The sequence below is a fragment of the Arthrobacter sp. CAN_A214 genome, from assembly GCF_015751955.1.
In the GTDB taxonomy this organism is placed as follows: Bacteria; Actinomycetota; Actinomycetes; order Actinomycetales; family Micrococcaceae; genus Arthrobacter_D.
The window spans coordinates 73,316-88,558 of record NZ_JADOUU010000010.1; the positions used below are offsets into that span (position 1 = coordinate 73,316).

Consider the following 15,243-nt stretch of genomic DNA (forward strand, 5'->3'; position numbering starts at 1 on the left):
CCCTTGAGGCTAGCCAATGCCACTGACAAAACAGCCTGCCCGGTCAGTAGGCCCGCACGCACGTTTCCACTGCTGCGCGGCAAGGGCGGTCGCAGTTTCGCGGCGTCGGCGGGACCGGTTGCTGAAGGCGAAGGGCCACGGCGTCGTAACGTTCCAATGCCACCTCGGCGACCACGGGGTGTGGCAGGAGGGGCGCACTCACCACGTCTGCACCGGAAAGCGACAGCTGGTCGTGGAAGTATCCAGGTGCCAGAAGGTAGGAAGCCACGGCGACACGGCCGGCATGGCTGGCTGCCCGCAAGGCACGCGTGGCCTCCGGAACCGAGGGCCGGGCTTTTGATCCGAACCCCGGTCGGACCGGACCGGCCCGCAGGGCCTGCAGGTCCCGGACCAGATGACCCACGTCAACACTGGCACAGGCATCGGACGAGCCCGCGGCGGCGAGCACCACCGCTTCGGGATCCCGAACGCCCGCCTCCAAGAGCCGGCCCGCCAAAAGCCCTGCCAGGCGGGGATCCGGGCCCAAGGGTAGGGCGGCAAACGTATTGGACCGGCCTTGGGCGGCGCGGGCGATATCCACCTTGACGTGATAACCGACCGAGAGCAGCAGGGGAACGATGATCGCGGGAACACCCTCAGGCAGGGAAGCGATGACGTCCGGAAGCTCCGGCTGCTGTACATCGACATATGCTTCCCGGACATCGATTCCGGGGCGAAGTCCGGCAATCTCCTCGCGGAGTCTGTCGATCTCGCGGCGGCCCGCCGCATTGTCGGTTCCATGGGCACAGGCAATAAGGATTGCTGTTTCTGTCATGCTGCCCATAGAACATCGCTGCGGGATGAAACGTCCACTCGCTGGTTATGCTGCTGCTGCGATTTCCACGATTCCATCGACGATACGCGTCGGATAGATGGTCAGGCCGGCACCGCCGAGCTGGCATTCCCCGGTCTCGAGGTCGTAGATCTCCTTGTGAAGAGGTGAAGCGATGGTCGGGCGGAGGCCTGTGGAACCCACGATCCCCCGGGCCATCACCTGCGCGGATGTTCGAGGGTCCCGGTTGCTCACTGCATGAACTTTTCCGCCGGGCAGTTTGAAGAGTGCAATCTGTTCGTCTCCGATGAGTGCTGCCTCTCCCCACGATTCCTCCAGGTCCGCCAAAGGGCAGACGTGCTGCCACAGGGCCGGAGCGCCTGTTCTCGCGGTAGTCTGCGCCCCGTCCGAATCTGCGTTCTCAACCTTGTCCAGGACGAGTTCAGTCATGGTGGCCCTTCCTCTTGGCGCTGCTACGGTCCATGTGGGTATCCCAGAAATCTAGGCGTCCCTGATTTCGGCCGAAGGACTGTGTTGTTGCCCCGCGGTAACTTCGGTCTCACCGGCCCTCCCGTTGTCCCGTGAGGCCAAAGTTAACGTGGCGATACATTCGGGACACGTGAGGGAAACCGTCGGTTCCTAGGCTGGGTGCTTAGGCCGGGGACAACTTTCCGGCGGGAGAGGTGTACCAATGGTCAACGTTCAACCCTTCAGCGCTGAGTCCGGGAAGGGCCCTCTTCGCCGGATCGTGGTGGTCGGCGGCGGACCGGCGGCCCATCGCTTCGTGGAGACCTTGTGGCGCGGCGGAATGGATGGTCTGCACATCACCGTCCTTGCCGAAGAGCCCTCCGTGCCCTATGACCGGGTGGCGCTTAGCCGGGCGCTGGTCGAGGACGTCGACCTTTCCCTCGGTGAACCCCTGATGTGGCGTGAACCCGCCATCCATCTGCTGACGGGAGAACCGGCTACGGCACTCGACCTTGAGTCACAGCAGGTCACCGGACTCTCCGGAACACGCTATGACTACGATGAACTCGTTCTCGCCACGGGATCGGATGCCGCACGCGCAGCCATTCCGGGAGCTGAGCACGCCCTGGTGTACCGCACGCTTGAGGATGTGCGGCGCATGGCCTCCGCCGTTGCCACGCTGGAACCCGTCCTGGAACAGCCGGTCAGAGCGGTCGTCATCGGTGGCGGACTGCTGGGACTGGAAGCGGCCGGAGGGCTTCAGCAGCTCGGTGCCTCGTCGGCCGTCATCAACGGCTCCAACTGGCTGATGAACGCACAACTCGATGAAGGCGCGGGGCAAGCACTGAGGCGCCTGATCACCGCTCGGGGCGTGGCGGTCCACTGCGGGGTGTACCCCAGCAGTATCGAAACCGACAGCACCGGCCGTGTGACCGGAGTGGGAATGGCCGACGGCAAGGTTCTCCCGGCCGACCTCGTGGTGATGGCTGTCGGCATCACGCCCCGCGATGAACTGGGACGAGCGGCGGGCCTGGAACTGGGCACCCGCGGCGGTATCCGCATTGACGGAACCTGCGCGACATCGGCTCCCGGAGTCTGGGCCATCGGTGAGGTAGCGGATTTCGGGGGCACCTGCATGGGCCTGGTGGCACCGGCCAACCTGATGGCTGAGGTGTGTGCCGACCGCATCCGGGGCGGTACCTCGACGTTCCCCGGCTTCGATACGGCGACCAAACTCAAGCTGTCAGGAGTGGAGGTTGCAAGCTTCGGTGATGCTTTCGCCAGAACCGGGACGAGCCTGGAGATCGTGTACGCAGATCCTGCGCGCGGGCTCTACCAGAAACTCGTGGTCACCGACGACGCCAAGACCCTGCTGGGCGGGATCTTCGTAGGAGATGCCTCCCCGTACACCGCCCTGCGCCCCATGCTCGGCCGCGAACTGCCGGCCGAACCCGGCGCCTACCTGTCCTCCACGACCGGCGTTGCCCCGGAGACCGAACTGCCGGACGACGCCATCCTGTGTTCCTGCAACAACGTCACCGCCGGAGCGTGCCGCTCGGCCGTCCACGGCACTGCGCCCGACGGATCAAGCATCGAGCCCGCACTGGAGATGGGTGCGCTCAAGGGCTGCACCCGGGCCGGAACCCAATGCGGCTCCTGCGTGCCGATGCTCAAGAAACTGCTGAACGGTGAACTCACCAAAACCGGAATGGCAATCTCCAAGGGCCTGTGTGAACACTTCGCGATGTCACGCCCCGAACTGTTCGAAGCCATCCAGGCCCTCGATCTGGCGTCCTTTACCGAGATCCTCGCCCGCTTCGGAGTGGACGAGACGGCGAAGGCCGGCCATGGCTGTGACATCTGCAAACCGGTGATCGGCTCGATCCTCGCCAGCCAGCGCGCGGAGTATGTGCTGGACGGCGGGCGCGGAACACTTCAGGACACCAATGACCGTGCACTGGCGAACATGCAGCGGAACGGGACATATTCGGTGGTGCCCCGGATTCCCGGCGGCGAGATCACCCCACAGAAGCTGGCAGTCATCGCCCGCGTCGCCGAGGACTTCGGCCTTTACGTGAAACTGACCGGGGCCCTGCGCATCGACATGTTCGGAGCGCGCCTTGAGCAGCTGCCCGAGATCTGGAAAATCCTTGTGGAAGCCGGCTTCGAATCGGGCCAGGCGTACGGAAAAGCGCTGCGCAACGTGAAGTCCTGCGTCGGGTCCACCTGGTGTCGCTTCGGCGTCCAGGATTCCGTGTCCATGGCCATAAATCTTGAACTGCGTTATCGGGGGCTACGCGCACCGCACAAGTTCAAGATGGGCGTCTCCGGCTGCGCACGGGAATGTGCGGAGGCACGCGGCAAGGACGTCGGGGTGATTGCCACGGATCAGGGCTGGAACCTCTACGTCGGAGGCAATGGTGGATTCCAGCCCGCGCACGCCCAACTGCTGGCCAAGGACCTCGACGACGAGACGCTCATTCGGTACGTCGACCGGTACCTCATGTATTACATCCGCACCGCGGATCGCCTGCAGCGCACCGCCCGGTGGATGGAGGAACTGGACAACGGCATCGATCACGTCCGGAGCGTGGTGGTGGAGGATTCGCTGGGAATCGGGGCCGACCTCGAGGCGGCAATGGCCCGCCACGTCGACCACTACGAAGACGAATGGGCGGCAACGCTGAAGGACCCGGAACGGTTGCGGCGCTTCCGTTCCTTCGTCAATGCCCCTGATGCTGCCGATCAGTCGATCGTCCTCGTCGAGGAACGCGGCCAGCGCCGACCTGCCACCGAGGCTGAAATCGAGGAGAGCCGCCGTGCTCCCGTCCCGGTGCTGCTGGGGTCGACGATCCCGCTGCGCGAAGCTACAGCGTCGGTGGAGGCATGACCGTGGAGCTGCGCATCGATCTTGCCGGACGCACCGTGCTCATCACCGGAGGCGAGGCCGCCTCGCGCCGTGCAGTACGCCGCTACCAGGCAGCCCGGGCAACTGTGCGGCGCCTGGAACGTCCCGGGGACTTCAATCCGTCAATGCTCGACGACGTCCAGCTGGTAGCGGTCGTCGACGACGGCCAGCCGGGCTGGGCGCAGGTGGAACAACTGAGCCGTCTCCGCAGAATTCCGCTCACGCACGAGGAAGCCGCTCTCCCCAATGGCAGCGTGACCCTGGTGGGCGGCGGACCCGGCGCCACCGGTCTACTGACCCTGCACGCGGCCGCGGCGCTGAAAGAAGCCGACGTCGTCCTCTTCGACCGGCTCGCGCCGACCGCGGACCTTCCGGAACTCGCCCCTGCCGCGGAACTGGTCGACGTCGGAAAACAGCCAGGGCACCACCCGATTCCCCAACGGGAGATCGAGGCCCTGCTGATCGCCCTGGCTCTGGCTGGACGGCACGTCGTCCGCCTGAAGGGTGGTGATCCCTTCGTTTTCGGTCGGGGAAGCGAGGAACTGGCAGCCTGCGTGGAAGCAGGGGTGCCGTGCCGTGTGATTGCCGGTATCAGCTCCGCGATCGCCGTTCCAGCCGCAGCCGGCATACCCGTCACACACCGGGAAGTGAGCCACCTTTTCACTGTGGTATCCGGCCATGCACCCCTGACTGATGACGAACACCTCCACCTGACCGGGCTGGGCGGAACGATCGTGGTGCTCATGGGCGTCGGGACGCTCCCCCAACTCGCAGCCGGTCTGACGAGGGCAGGGATGCGGCAGGACATGCCGGTCGCCGTCGTCGAGCGGGGTTACAGTCCATCGCAGCGGACCACCACCGGAACGCTGGCCACAATCGTGACCGCTGCCGGGTCTGCACGCTGCCAGTCTCCCGCTGTTCTCGTCATCGGTGAGGTGGTGCGGGTGGGGCTGGACCTTGCAGGGGCAGCACAACTGGCCGCCCTTCCGCAGCAGCTGGCAGTACCGTGAGTGATCCAGGCAGTACCGTAAGTGATCCGGCCAGTACCGAAAGTGGTCCAGCCAGTGACCGGGCGCCCCACAAGCAGTTGGAGGGGTTCCGCATCGGCGTGACCTCGGACCGCCGGTCGGCTGACCTCATCGAGGCGCTTGAACGCCGCGGGGCCCAGGTGCTCCATGCGCCTGCCCTGAAGATCGCGCCGATCGCCGAAGACGTGACCCTGCTCGCCGACACCCGCGCAATGCTCTCCGCTCAACCGGACCTCTTCGTGATTACGACTGCCTACGGCATGAGGCGTTGGTTCGAAGCCGCAGATGCCGCCGGCCTCGGGGATTCCCTCCTCGAGATCCTCGATGCCGGCGAGATCTACGTTCGCGGGCCGAAAGCGCGGGGGGCGGTGCGCGCTGCCGGCCTCAGCGATGCAGGGATCAGCCACGACGAGACCACCGCGACCCTGGTGGACATGCTCCTGCAACTCGATCTGACGGGGCTCACCATCGGCGTCCAGTTGCATGGCTACGCCGATGTCCATCAGCTTGAGCGACTGAGGGCAGCCGGCGCCCGGATCCTGACCGTGACCCCGTACCGGTGGATCAAAGCCGAAGGAGCGGACAGGTTGCCCCGGCTCATCGAGGCAGCCTGCGCCGGCCAACTGGACTGCGTCACGTTCACCAGCGCGCCGGCCGTGGACGCCCTCTTCAGCACCGCAGCGGAACTGGGTTTGCTGGAAGCGCTGACGAACCGCTTTCGGAACGGCCTGGTGGCGGCGGCAGTGGGACCCGTCACTGCCCAGCCATTGCTCGATGCGGGAATCGAACCGCTGGTACCCGAACGGTTCCGTATGGGTGCCCTGATCCGGATGGTGTGCGAGCACTTGGCCGAGCACCAGGTGAAACAACTGCAGACCCGGTCCGGGCTGGTGGAGATCCGGGGCCGCGCCGTCATCGTCGGCGACGTTCGGATCGCCCTCGCCCCCGCTCAGCTTCTCCTGCTGAAGACGCTGCTCACCGCCGGAGGCGCCGTCGTCGGGCGGACCGCCCTGGCCGGGATACTCGCCACCGGCGGGGCGGACCATGCCCTGGAAATGAGCGTCAACCGGCTCCGCAAATCCCTTCCCGACCCCACCCTCGTGGAGACGGTCATCAAGCGCGGCTACCGGCTGGGGGTGTGAACGGCAGGTCCGGTAGCCTTGCTGCGTGCGTAAAGAAACCCTGTGGGAGATCCACGTCCGCGAGAATCCTGGACACTCGACCCGTTATATCGAACGCTTCGAGGAGCTCCGGTCCGGCGGCGCCGACCTGCACGGAGAGGCCCGCCTGATCGACGCGATGGCGGGCCGGACCAGCCGAATCCTCGACGCAGGCTGCGGTCCCGGCCGCGTCGGCGGCGAACTGGCAGGCAGGGGACACGACGTCGTCGGGGTGGACCTCGACCGTGAGCTCATCGCCGCGGCAATCCGGGATCACCCCACGGCTACCTGGCATGTCCGCGACCTCGCACAACTCGATCTCCTCGGTGAGGGCCTCGCCCGGCCGTTCGACGTCGTCGTCTGCGCGGGCAACGTGATGGCGTTCCTTGCACCGGGCACGGCCGGCACCGTTCTCCTACGGTTCCGTGAGCACCTGGCATCCTCGGGCCGTGCAGTGATCGGATTCGGCAGCGAACGCGGCTACGCCTGGGACAGCTTCTTCGAAGACGCGACGCAGGCCGGCTTCACCGTGGACGCCACGTTCTCCACCTGGGACCTGCGGCCCTGGACTGAGGACAGCAATTTCCTCGTGGCGGTCCTTTCACCCGGCGCGCGTTAGGCTGCGCGCGGCACCCTGCACCGGAGTCGACTCCTACGATGTACCGCGGCTATCGCAGACGCGCGGGCCAGTCCATGGACCAGCCCGCTCCGGCGACGGCCTAGATGGTCTGGCGGGACCGGATTCCGGCCCTGCCCATGGCGTCACGGTAGGCGGCGTGGATTTCGCTCAGCCAGAGTTCCTGGTTGGCGGGGGTGCCCTTGAAGGCGCGCTCGCCGGTGGAGCGGACTTCGTAGATCTTGAAGCCCCGCTTCTGGATGGCGCGGTTCTCGAGCTTCATGAGACGGCGGGCTGCTTTATGGGCATCGGCACCATGGGCAACCAGGGCGGAGGCCCGCGGCACCTGCTGCAGGAAGCTGAGCAACGGCTTCACGCCGTCGGCGATCTGGTCCATGGAAAGCGCGCGTTCCTTGCCCTCGGGAAGGTACCAGGGGTAGGCGTTCCATGGCATGACCTGCTCGGGAAGAATCCCGACGGCATCATAGATGCTCGCAGCACGGATGGCGCTGGGGTCATCGTTTTCGAACGAAACAAAGCCCGAGGGCAATTCTGCTCCCGGGCTTGAAAAGAGGCTGACGATCTTGCAGGTGTCCACGTCGTGGGCTGGATCAATGTAGGGGACACCGAAATCCGGTTTCATTTCGGCTAGGGTGTCGCAGAGCCGGTTCACGTCTTCGATGTTCGGGTCGTAGCGCCGCTCCCATTGCTGGGCCTGATATGAAGGGTCCGCCATACGTTGTACCAATTCAGCCTCCTTGCGGGCATTACCTGGAGTGGTCAAAACTTGTCCGCTTGATTCAAGCTTACGCCGACCGGGACGTTCATTCCGCGTGTCTCCTTTTGCGCGCCGGGCTGGCGGCGATGGGAGCCCGGTGAACAGGGGTCTCACCCGTAGCACGATGGCGGCGTGTTGGCGGGGACACGCCGCCGTTCACGTCCGGGGCAACTGGTTGCTCCCCGTCCCCGCACCTCGCCATCATCGCCGAAACCGTTGGGGCGCACTCCACCGGTAGGGCAGGCTGTCGTACCAGGGCTATGTTGCAAGCCGTACTCGCATCAGCGCCCCGACCAGAAGTACCAGATCGTCCCCGGAAAGGAAGGCGGCCACACATGGATGCTGTGAACGACACGGACGGAGTGCGGATCTCCTACGAAAAGACCGGAGAGGGACCGCCGATCGTCCTGGTCCATGGGTCGGGACTTTCACGCGCGATCTGGCGTGGGCTCGGTTATGTCAAGGCCCTCAAGGATCAGTACCAGGTGGTCTCACTCGACCTGCGCGGCCATGGACGGAGCGATAAACCGCAAGATGAGTCAAGTTACGGCATGGGCCTCGTCACGGGCGACGTCCTTGCCGTTCTGGATGCTGAAGGAATTGAGGCTGCGCATTATTTCGGTTACTCCTTCGGTGCCCGGGTCGGCTTTTCCTTGCTCGCCAACCAACCCGACCGGATGCTGTCCTTCATCTCCGCCGGCGGAACGTATTCGTCACCGGCCGGCCAGATAGAGTCGCTGTTCTTCCCTGGTTATGACGCCGCGTTGACCACTGGAGGCATGCCGGAATTCGTATCCCGATGGGGTGATGCCAACGGCCACGACATCGACCCCCAGACTGCCGCTGCTTTCCTCGCGAATGATGCACTCGCGCTCCGCGCCTACTTCCGGAGCAGCGAGACGGAACCGGGCCTCCCCGAATCCCTTCTGGCAACACTCACCACGCGTTCACTGCTCCTGGCCGGATCGGAGGACCGGTTGCGCTGCGAGGATTCGCAGCGGGCTGCGTCCTTGATGCCGGAGGCGCAGTTCCACCTGTTGCCGGGCAGGGACCACGGGCGGACACTTCATCCCCCCGGTCCCCTCCTAAAGCTCGTCCGTCCGTTCCTGGAATCGGGCGGCTCGTCCGGCCATTGAGTCCGGCACAATGAAGAAAGGATCGGCACCGAGCATCTCCGGTGCCGATCCTTTCTCGATGGGCTTCTCGGGCCCCCGTCAGGGCGCGTGCCTCGCCCTCGCCTCCAGTACCGGCGCGGTGCTTACCCGACGACCGTCGAGTACAGTTCGGATCCGCCCAGATACACGAACAGCAGGACGATCAGGACCAGGAGGGTGTTGTTGATTTTCCCACTCCGGTACTCGGGGTCGACCCGCTTGGAATTGAGCAGATAGAGCAGCCCGATGGAGAGCAGCGGCATGAAGATTGCGCCCATGATCCCGTAGGCGAGGACAATGGCCAGCGGCCTGTCGATCAGCAGGAGCAACATCGGCGGGAAGGTCATCCAGGCCAGGTAGATCCGGAAGTAGGGATCCTGTTCGGTGATCGACTCGTGCGAGCTGACTTCTTTCCGTTTTGCGTCCCGGATGATGCGGACGAAATCGGCGAAGAGAAAGGAAACACCGTGCCACGGCCCAAGGATCGACGTGAAGATAGCCGCCCAGATACCAATCAGAAGGGCCCAGCGCGCGGTGGAACCGAACCTGTCGCCGTAGCTGTCCGCGAGCCCCACGAGGCCTTCGTTGCCCTCGATGGTCATGCCGGAACCGAAGAGGAGTTCGGCACCGATGATCATGACGGACACCGCGAAGATCGACGTGATGACGTACGCGGAGGTGATGTCGAAGCGCATCATCGGTATCCACTGTTTACCTATCCACCCCTTGGCGTGGATCCAGTAGGAATAGCAGGTCAGGGTGATGGTTCCGCCCACGCCGCCGATCACTCCCAGAATGCGGAGGAAGGAGCCTTCGGGAACCGACGGCGCGAGACTGTAGGTGACGTTACCCAGGTTCGCGAGGATCACGACGGCGGAACCGACGACGGTGAGGAACATCAGCGCCACGAAGATGGTCATCGCTTTCTCGAGCACCGCGTAACGGCCGAACCAGACGAGGATGAACCCGGCGAGCGCTGACAGGATCGCCCACAACCAGAACGGTGGGCCGGGGAACATCGCGGTCAGGATGAGCGCGGATACCGCTGGGAGCGCCGCACCATAGATCAGCCCGAAAACGACGACATAGACACCGAAATAGCCGGTGGCCACCCACCCGAGCGAGTGCCATCCCTCCAGGAACGTCTTTCCTGTCGCCAGGTACCAGCGCCCGATACCCTCGGACAGAATGAGCTTGATGGCGGCGCCGCCGATGATCGCCCACATCAGGGCCCAGCCGTAATCGGCTCCAGCGAGGGCGGACATGATGAAGTCACCGGCGCCGACGCCGGTCGCCGCCACGATGAGGCCAGGGCCGATGAATTTCAGTTTCTTTGCAAAGGTGGTCGGTGGCTGCTGTGAGCCCCTCGGCGCATTATCGAGATCGTTACTCAAGACTTTCACTCTCTTTCAACCGTTGCATGGTGGTCCCCGGGTTTCGTTTCAGCGGCGAGCAGTCGCAGGCTTGTGCATCGGTTACCGCAGTCAGCGGTGAATTACCCTGCAACATCCTCCACGCCCTTGTGTGAGGTCGATCAGGGACAACGATAGGTGACGCAGGACACCATGACAATAGAGGTTTTGTTACAGTACTAAAATGACTGAAGCGACGATCGAACTTGGCTGGGCGCCCGACGAACCGACATCCAGGGGAGTGGCGAACGCGGTCAGCCGGGCGATCCGTGACGGATTCCTGCAGCCGGGAACGAAGCTGCCATCCATTCGCGCCGTCGCGTCGCAACTGGAGTTGTCGCCGACGACGATCAGCGCCGCCTGGTCGCTCCTCGCCCGATCGGGTGCCATCCACACCGACGGGCGACGCGGTACGAGGGTCGCTGACATCGGTCTCGGGTCCACCCGGTACAGCCAGACCCTGGATCGTCAAAGCCTCTTCACGCTTGACCTGTCCACAGGCGTGCCAGACCGCGAGCTCCTGCCGGATCTGGAGCAGGTACTGAAGAACCTGACGAGTGCCGTCACACCCGGGAGCTACCTTGATCCACCGGTGGTGCCGGAGCTGATCGAGGTTCTCCGACAGGACTGGCCCTACGACGCCGAAACCTTTGCGGTCGTGGACGGCGCGATGGATGCACTCGAACTAGCCACGCGGGCGTTGGTCCGCTTCGGGGACCGCGTCATTGTGGAACATCCGACGTTCCCCCTGCTGCTCGACCTGCTCGAGGCCGCCGGTGCAGAAATCGTGGGGGTTCCCATGGATGATCAGGGCATGCTTCCCGGCGCCCTTGAGCAGGCTCTGGCAACCTCGGCTGCAGCTGTGATCCTTCAGCCGCGCGCACAGAACCCGACAGGGGTTTCGTTGACCCCCTCGCGCGCCGAGCAGCTGGCCGGGATCATCGGGGCCGCGGACGTCACCGTCCTCGAGGATGACTCTGCTGGATACGTTGCCTGGACGCCGGCGATCAGCCTGGGGCAGTGGCTGCCGGAGCGGACGCTGCACGTGCGCAGTTTCTCCAAATCGCACGGCCCGGACCTACGACTCGCGGCCATGAGCGGGCCCGCGAACATCATCGACGAGATCATCTCCCGGCGCCAACTGGGCCAGGGCTGGACAAGCCGACTGCTGCAGCGGATCCTGCTCGGCCTGCTCACCGAAGCGCCGGCAGCTGAACATATCAGCCACGCACGCCGTGAATACCGGCGCCGCCGTGAGGCGATGGTCGCCGCCCTCGCGGGGCATGGCGTCCAGGTCGACGGCGTGGACGGCATCAACATCTGGATTCCGGTCACGGACGAGTCAGCCGCCATGGTGCGGCTAGCGAGCCAGGGCATTGGAGTAGCCCCTGGTACGCCGTTTGCCGTACTCCCGCGGCAACAGGGCCACATCCGGGTCACCATCGGCGCAGTCTCGGAATCGATACCTGAACTCGCGGAGCTGATTGCCGGTGCGGCGTTCGCGGGAAGCTGGAGCGGCGGCCGTTGATCTTATGTACTGTAACAATCGAACTGTTGTCATGGGGTGAAACCCGACGTAGTGTGGGCACGGTCAGCTTCACCCGACGGATTGACGCAATCGATCCCGTCGAGCCAGCCACCTCGAGAGGATCCCGTGTTGAAGACAGTTACCGCCGTAACCGGAACGGACGCCGAGAATGGCGAGGACATCCGTCGCAAGGACAGGGCACACGTCTTTCACTCCTGGTCGGCCCAGGCGCAGATCGACCCGCTACCCATCGCCGGGGCACTCGGTTCCTATTTCTGGGACTATGACGGAAACCGTTATCTTGATTTCTCGTCACAGTTGGTCAACGTGAATATCGGGCACCAGCACCCCAAACTCATCTCGGCAATCCAGGAACAGGCAGGCAAACTCACCACGATTGCGCCGCTTTTCGCCAACGATGCCAGATCCGAAGCAGCGCGGTTGATCTCGGAACTGGCTCCCGGCGATCTCAATAAGGTCTTCTTCACGAACGGCGGTGCGGAAGCGAATGAGAATGCTATCCGAATGGCACGCCTGCACACCGGCAGGGCCAAGGTGCTCGCCGCATACCGCAGTTACCACGGGTCCACCGCCGGCGCGATAGCCCTCACCGGTGATCCGCGGCGTTGGCCCTCCGAGCCCACCATGTCCGGCGTCGTCCGCTACTGGGGACCCTATTCATACCGGTCCGCTTTCCACGCAGCCGACGACAGCGAGGAGTGCGAGCGTGCGCTCACACACCTGCGGGACATCATTACCGTCGAAGGACCACACACCATAGCGGCGATCATTCTCGAGCCCGTCGTCGGCACGAACGGCATCCTCGTCCCGCCGGAGAACTACCTTCCCGGGGTGCGGGCACTCTGTGACGAATTCGGGATCGTGTTCATCGTCGATGAGGTCATGTCAGGGTTCGGCCGGTGCGGTGAGTGGTTCGCCGTCGACCGCTGGAATGTGACACCCGACCTGATCACCTTCGCCAAGGGATCGAACTCCGGGTACGTTCCGCTTGGTGGCGTCATCATCTCGGAGGAAATTGCACGGACCTTCGATGACCGTCCATATCCGGGTGGACTCACCTACTCCGGACACCCCCTCGCCTGCGCTTCAGCCGTCGCCTCGATCAACATCTTCCACGAGGAAGGGATTGTCGAGAACGCTCGCGCCCTGGGACGGGACGTCATCGGACCACAGTTGAGGGCTCTGGCTGAACGCCACCCGAGCGTCGGAGAAGTCCGTGGCCTTGGCGTGTTCTGGGCACTCGAACTCGTCGTCGACCGAAAAACCCGTCAGCCCCTGGTGCCGTTCAACGCCACTGGAGCAGCTGCAGCGCCCATGGTCGAGTTCGCCAACGCCTGCAAGAGCCGCGGCTTGTGGCCATTCACTCACTTCAACCGCACGCACATTGTTCCGCCCTGCACCACGACAGCCGACGAGGTTCGGGAAGGAATCGATATTCTCGACGAGGCACTCGCGGTGGCCGACAAGCACTACACCGGCTGAACAGGCACCGCCTCGGTCGCATATCTGAACAAGAAAGGCTTCCCCGATGAGCTTCACTACCCGGCCGGAACTTTCCGGCACCTTCGGCATGGTCTCCTCGACCCACTGGATCCCATCCCAGGTGGGAATGGCCATCCTCGAGCGCGGCGGGAACGCGTTCGACGCCGCGGTTGCAGCAGGTTTCACCCTCCACGTCGTCGAACCCCACCAGAACGGTCCGGCCGGGGACATGCCGCTGATCTTCGCGCGAGCCGACGACAAGAAGCCCACGGTATTGTGCGCGCAAGGCCCCGCACCTGCTGCGGCAACGCTCGAGGCCTTCGCTGACCTGGATCTCGACATGGTGCCCGGAACGGGCTTATTGGCCGCGGCCGTCCCAGGATCCGTCCTGGGATGGCTGACCTTCCTGCGGGACCATGGAACGGTCAGCCTGCTGGAGGCTTTGGAGATGGCCGAAAGTTATGCGGAGAACGGTTTTCCGGCGGCCGCGAAGGTGGTCGAATACATCCGGCGCGTGGAGCCGCTCTTCCGGAAGCACTGGAAATCTTCGGCCGATGTCTACCTGCCGGGTGGCAAGGTTCCCGAGCCCGGCCAACTGCTCGTCAACAAGGCACTGGCCAGGACCTACCGGCGGCTGATGGATGCCGAAAAGCAGGTGCTCGCCGACGGCGGAACACGTTCGGACGGCATTGACGCCGCCATCCGGGAGTGGACGGAAGGATTTGTGGCGCAGGCAATTACCGAATTCGTGGACATCCCTTGCCGGGACTCCTCCGGCAAAGATCACCGCGGGCTTCTGAGCCGGGACGATCTCGCGTCCTGGCGTCCGCACTACGAGGAGCCGCAAACCCTGACATTCAAGGGACACACTGTCTGCAAGGCGGGGTTCTGGAGCCAGGGGCCGGTCTTCCTGCAGCAACTTGCCCTGTTGGACGGGCTCGAGGTTCAGCCCGGTACAGCCGACGGCATCCACAAGATTATCGAGGCCACCAAGCTGGCGTTCGCGGACCGGGATGCCTGGTACGGCGATGTCACCGACGTACCAGGGACAACACTGTTGTCCGCCGACTACGCGGCGCAGCGGCGTCAACTCATCGGGGAAGACGCGTCGCTGGAGATCCGGCCGGGCAGCCCGGACGGCCGAACGCCGGTCCTCCCTGATCTCGAGGTGAAAACCGTTTTCGACGCAGCAGGACTTACCGGGGTCGGCGAGCCGAACGCCGTCGCGGCCCTGCTGGACTCCGGTCCCAAGTCCAGCGGCGAGGCACGGACCGACACTGTCCATGTCGACGTCGTGGACCGTTGGGGCAACATGGTGTCCGCGATGCCGAGCGGCGGATGGCTGCATTCATCGCCGATCATTCCCGAGCTCGGCTTTCCCCTGGGCACCCGGCTACAGATGGCCTGGTTGGAGGATGGCCTGCCCAACACGCTCGCCCCGGGCAAACGCCCCCGGACCACTCTCTCCCCCACCCTGGTGATGAAGGGGAGCGAACCGGTCCTGGCATTCGGATCACCGGGCGGGGATCAGCAGGATCAGTGGCAGCTTCACTTCTTCCTCAACTTGATCCTGGGTGGCATGAATCTGCAGGAGGCCATCGACGCGCCGGCATTCAACAGCACGCATTTCCCGAGTTCCTTCTACCCTCACGAGCATCAGCTCGGGGTGGTTCTCATCGAGCAGCGGGTGGGGGACGACGTCCTCACCGAGCTGAGATCCCGCGGCCACCGGGTTGGGCGGGCCGGCGACTGGGAAATCGGGCGGTTGTGCGCGGTGTCCCGCGACCCCGACACCGGCATGCTGCGAGCGGGTGCGAATCCCCGCGGCATGCAGGGGTATGCGGTCGGAAGGTAGGGGAGATCCACCACGGCGGTAA

12 protein-coding genes are annotated in these 15,243 nt (G+C 64.5%); 8 read left to right on the top strand and 4 right to left on the bottom strand.

The genetic code is table 11. The features are described from left to right. Positions 1-43 precede the first annotated feature (43 nt). A complete protein-coding gene (locus IWX65_RS10480; protein WP_196882679.1) occupies positions 44-814 on the bottom strand; it encodes a sirohydrochlorin chelatase in 771 nt (256 codons plus the stop codon). 45 nt (positions 815-859) lie between these two features. Continuing rightward, positions 860-1,261 (bottom strand): nitrite reductase small subunit NirD, encoded by a 402-nt coding sequence (gene nirD / locus IWX65_RS10485; RefSeq protein WP_196882681.1) that lies wholly within the window; start codon positions 1,259-1,261, stop codon positions 860-862. Between the two features lie 241 nt (positions 1,262-1,502). On the opposite strand from nirD, the gene nirB reads away from it, so the two are divergent. The 4 genes from nirB to IWX65_RS10505 are packed head-to-tail and all read left to right on the top strand — an operon-like array spanning position 1,503 to position 6,994. Next, positions 1,503-4,169, top strand: coding sequence for a nitrite reductase large subunit NirB (nirB, locus tag IWX65_RS10490; protein WP_196882683.1), 2,667 nt, complete (start codon positions 1,503-1,505; stop codon positions 4,167-4,169). Between the two features lie 2 nt (positions 4,170-4,171). Next, complete coding sequence (cobA, locus tag IWX65_RS10495; protein ID WP_196882754.1) at positions 4,172-5,197, top strand: uroporphyrinogen-III C-methyltransferase; 1,026 nt, start codon at positions 4,172-4,174, stop codon at positions 5,195-5,197. Continuing rightward, positions 5,194-6,357 (top strand): uroporphyrinogen-III synthase, encoded by a 1,164-nt coding sequence (locus IWX65_RS10500; RefSeq protein ID WP_196882685.1) that lies wholly within the window; start codon positions 5,194-5,196, stop codon positions 6,355-6,357. Before cobA ends, IWX65_RS10500 begins: the two co-directional genes overlap by 4 nt. A gap of 25 nt (positions 6,358-6,382) precedes the next feature. After that, positions 6,383-6,994, top strand: coding sequence for a class I SAM-dependent methyltransferase (locus IWX65_RS10505; protein ID WP_196882687.1), 612 nt, complete (start codon positions 6,383-6,385; stop codon positions 6,992-6,994). Positions 6,995-7,094: 100 nt separating this feature from the next. Here the strand turns inward: IWX65_RS10505 and IWX65_RS10510 are convergent, their stop codons facing one another. Beyond that, positions 7,095-7,727, bottom strand: a complete 633-nt coding sequence (locus IWX65_RS10510; protein ID WP_196820838.1) for a uracil-DNA glycosylase — start codon at positions 7,725-7,727, stop codon at positions 7,095-7,097. A gap of 377 nt (positions 7,728-8,104) precedes the next feature. Here IWX65_RS10510 and IWX65_RS10515 point away from each other — a divergent pair, with 377 nt between their 5' ends. Continuing rightward, a complete protein-coding gene (locus tag IWX65_RS10515) occupies positions 8,105-8,905 on the top strand; it encodes an alpha/beta fold hydrolase (RefSeq protein WP_196882689.1) in 801 nt (266 codons plus the stop codon). Between the two features lie 122 nt (positions 8,906-9,027). On the opposite strand, the gene IWX65_RS10520 is transcribed toward IWX65_RS10515, so the two are convergent. Further along, positions 9,028-10,317 carry an Nramp family divalent metal transporter gene (locus tag IWX65_RS10520; RefSeq protein WP_196882691.1) on the bottom strand — a complete coding sequence of 430 codons (1,290 nt, stop codon included), beginning with the start codon at positions 10,315-10,317 and terminating at the stop codon, positions 9,028-9,030. A 202-nt stretch (positions 10,318-10,519) separates the two neighbouring features. On the opposite strand from IWX65_RS10520, the gene IWX65_RS10525 reads away from it, so the two are divergent. The 3 genes from IWX65_RS10525 (at position 10,520) to IWX65_RS10535 (ending at position 15,221) form a co-directional block, all read left to right on the top strand. Continuing rightward, positions 10,520-11,863 (top strand): aminotransferase-like domain-containing protein, encoded by a 1,344-nt coding sequence (locus tag IWX65_RS10525; RefSeq protein ID WP_196882693.1) that lies wholly within the window; start codon positions 10,520-10,522, stop codon positions 11,861-11,863. A gap of 129 nt (positions 11,864-11,992) precedes the next feature. Next, the gene (locus IWX65_RS10530) at positions 11,993-13,366 is read left to right on the top strand and encodes an aspartate aminotransferase family protein (RefSeq protein ID WP_196882695.1); all 1,374 of its coding nucleotides are present in this window, start codon (positions 11,993-11,995) and stop codon (positions 13,364-13,366) included. Between the two features lie 46 nt (positions 13,367-13,412). Then, complete coding sequence (locus IWX65_RS10535) at positions 13,413-15,221, top strand: gamma-glutamyltransferase family protein (RefSeq protein ID WP_334683804.1); 1,809 nt, start codon at positions 13,413-13,415, stop codon at positions 15,219-15,221. The last annotated feature ends 22 nt before the right edge of the window (positions 15,222-15,243 follow it).

Bases quoted from the DNA above. Each gene is read 5' to 3' on its own strand.
- nirD (WP_196882681.1), bottom strand. From the start codon at position 1,261: ATGACTGAACTCGTCCTGGACAAGGTTGAGAACGCAGATTCGGACGGG.
- IWX65_RS10535 (WP_334683804.1), top strand. From the start codon at position 13,413: ATGAGCTTCACTACCCGGCCGGAACTTTCCGGCACCTTCGGCATGGTC.
- IWX65_RS10525 (WP_196882693.1), top strand. From the start codon at position 10,520: ATGACTGAAGCGACGATCGAACTTGGCTGGGCGCCCGACGAACCGACA.
- IWX65_RS10515 (WP_196882689.1), top strand. From the start codon at position 8,105: ATGGATGCTGTGAACGACACGGACGGAGTGCGGATCTCCTACGAAAAG.
- IWX65_RS10480 (WP_196882679.1), bottom strand. From the start codon at position 814: ATGACAGAAACAGCAATCCTTATTGCCTGTGCCCATGGAACCGACAAT.
- nirB (WP_196882683.1), top strand. From the start codon at position 1,503: ATGGTCAACGTTCAACCCTTCAGCGCTGAGTCCGGGAAGGGCCCTCTT.
- IWX65_RS10510 (WP_196820838.1), bottom strand. From the start codon at position 7,727: ATGGCGGACCCTTCATATCAGGCCCAGCAATGGGAGCGGCGCTACGAC.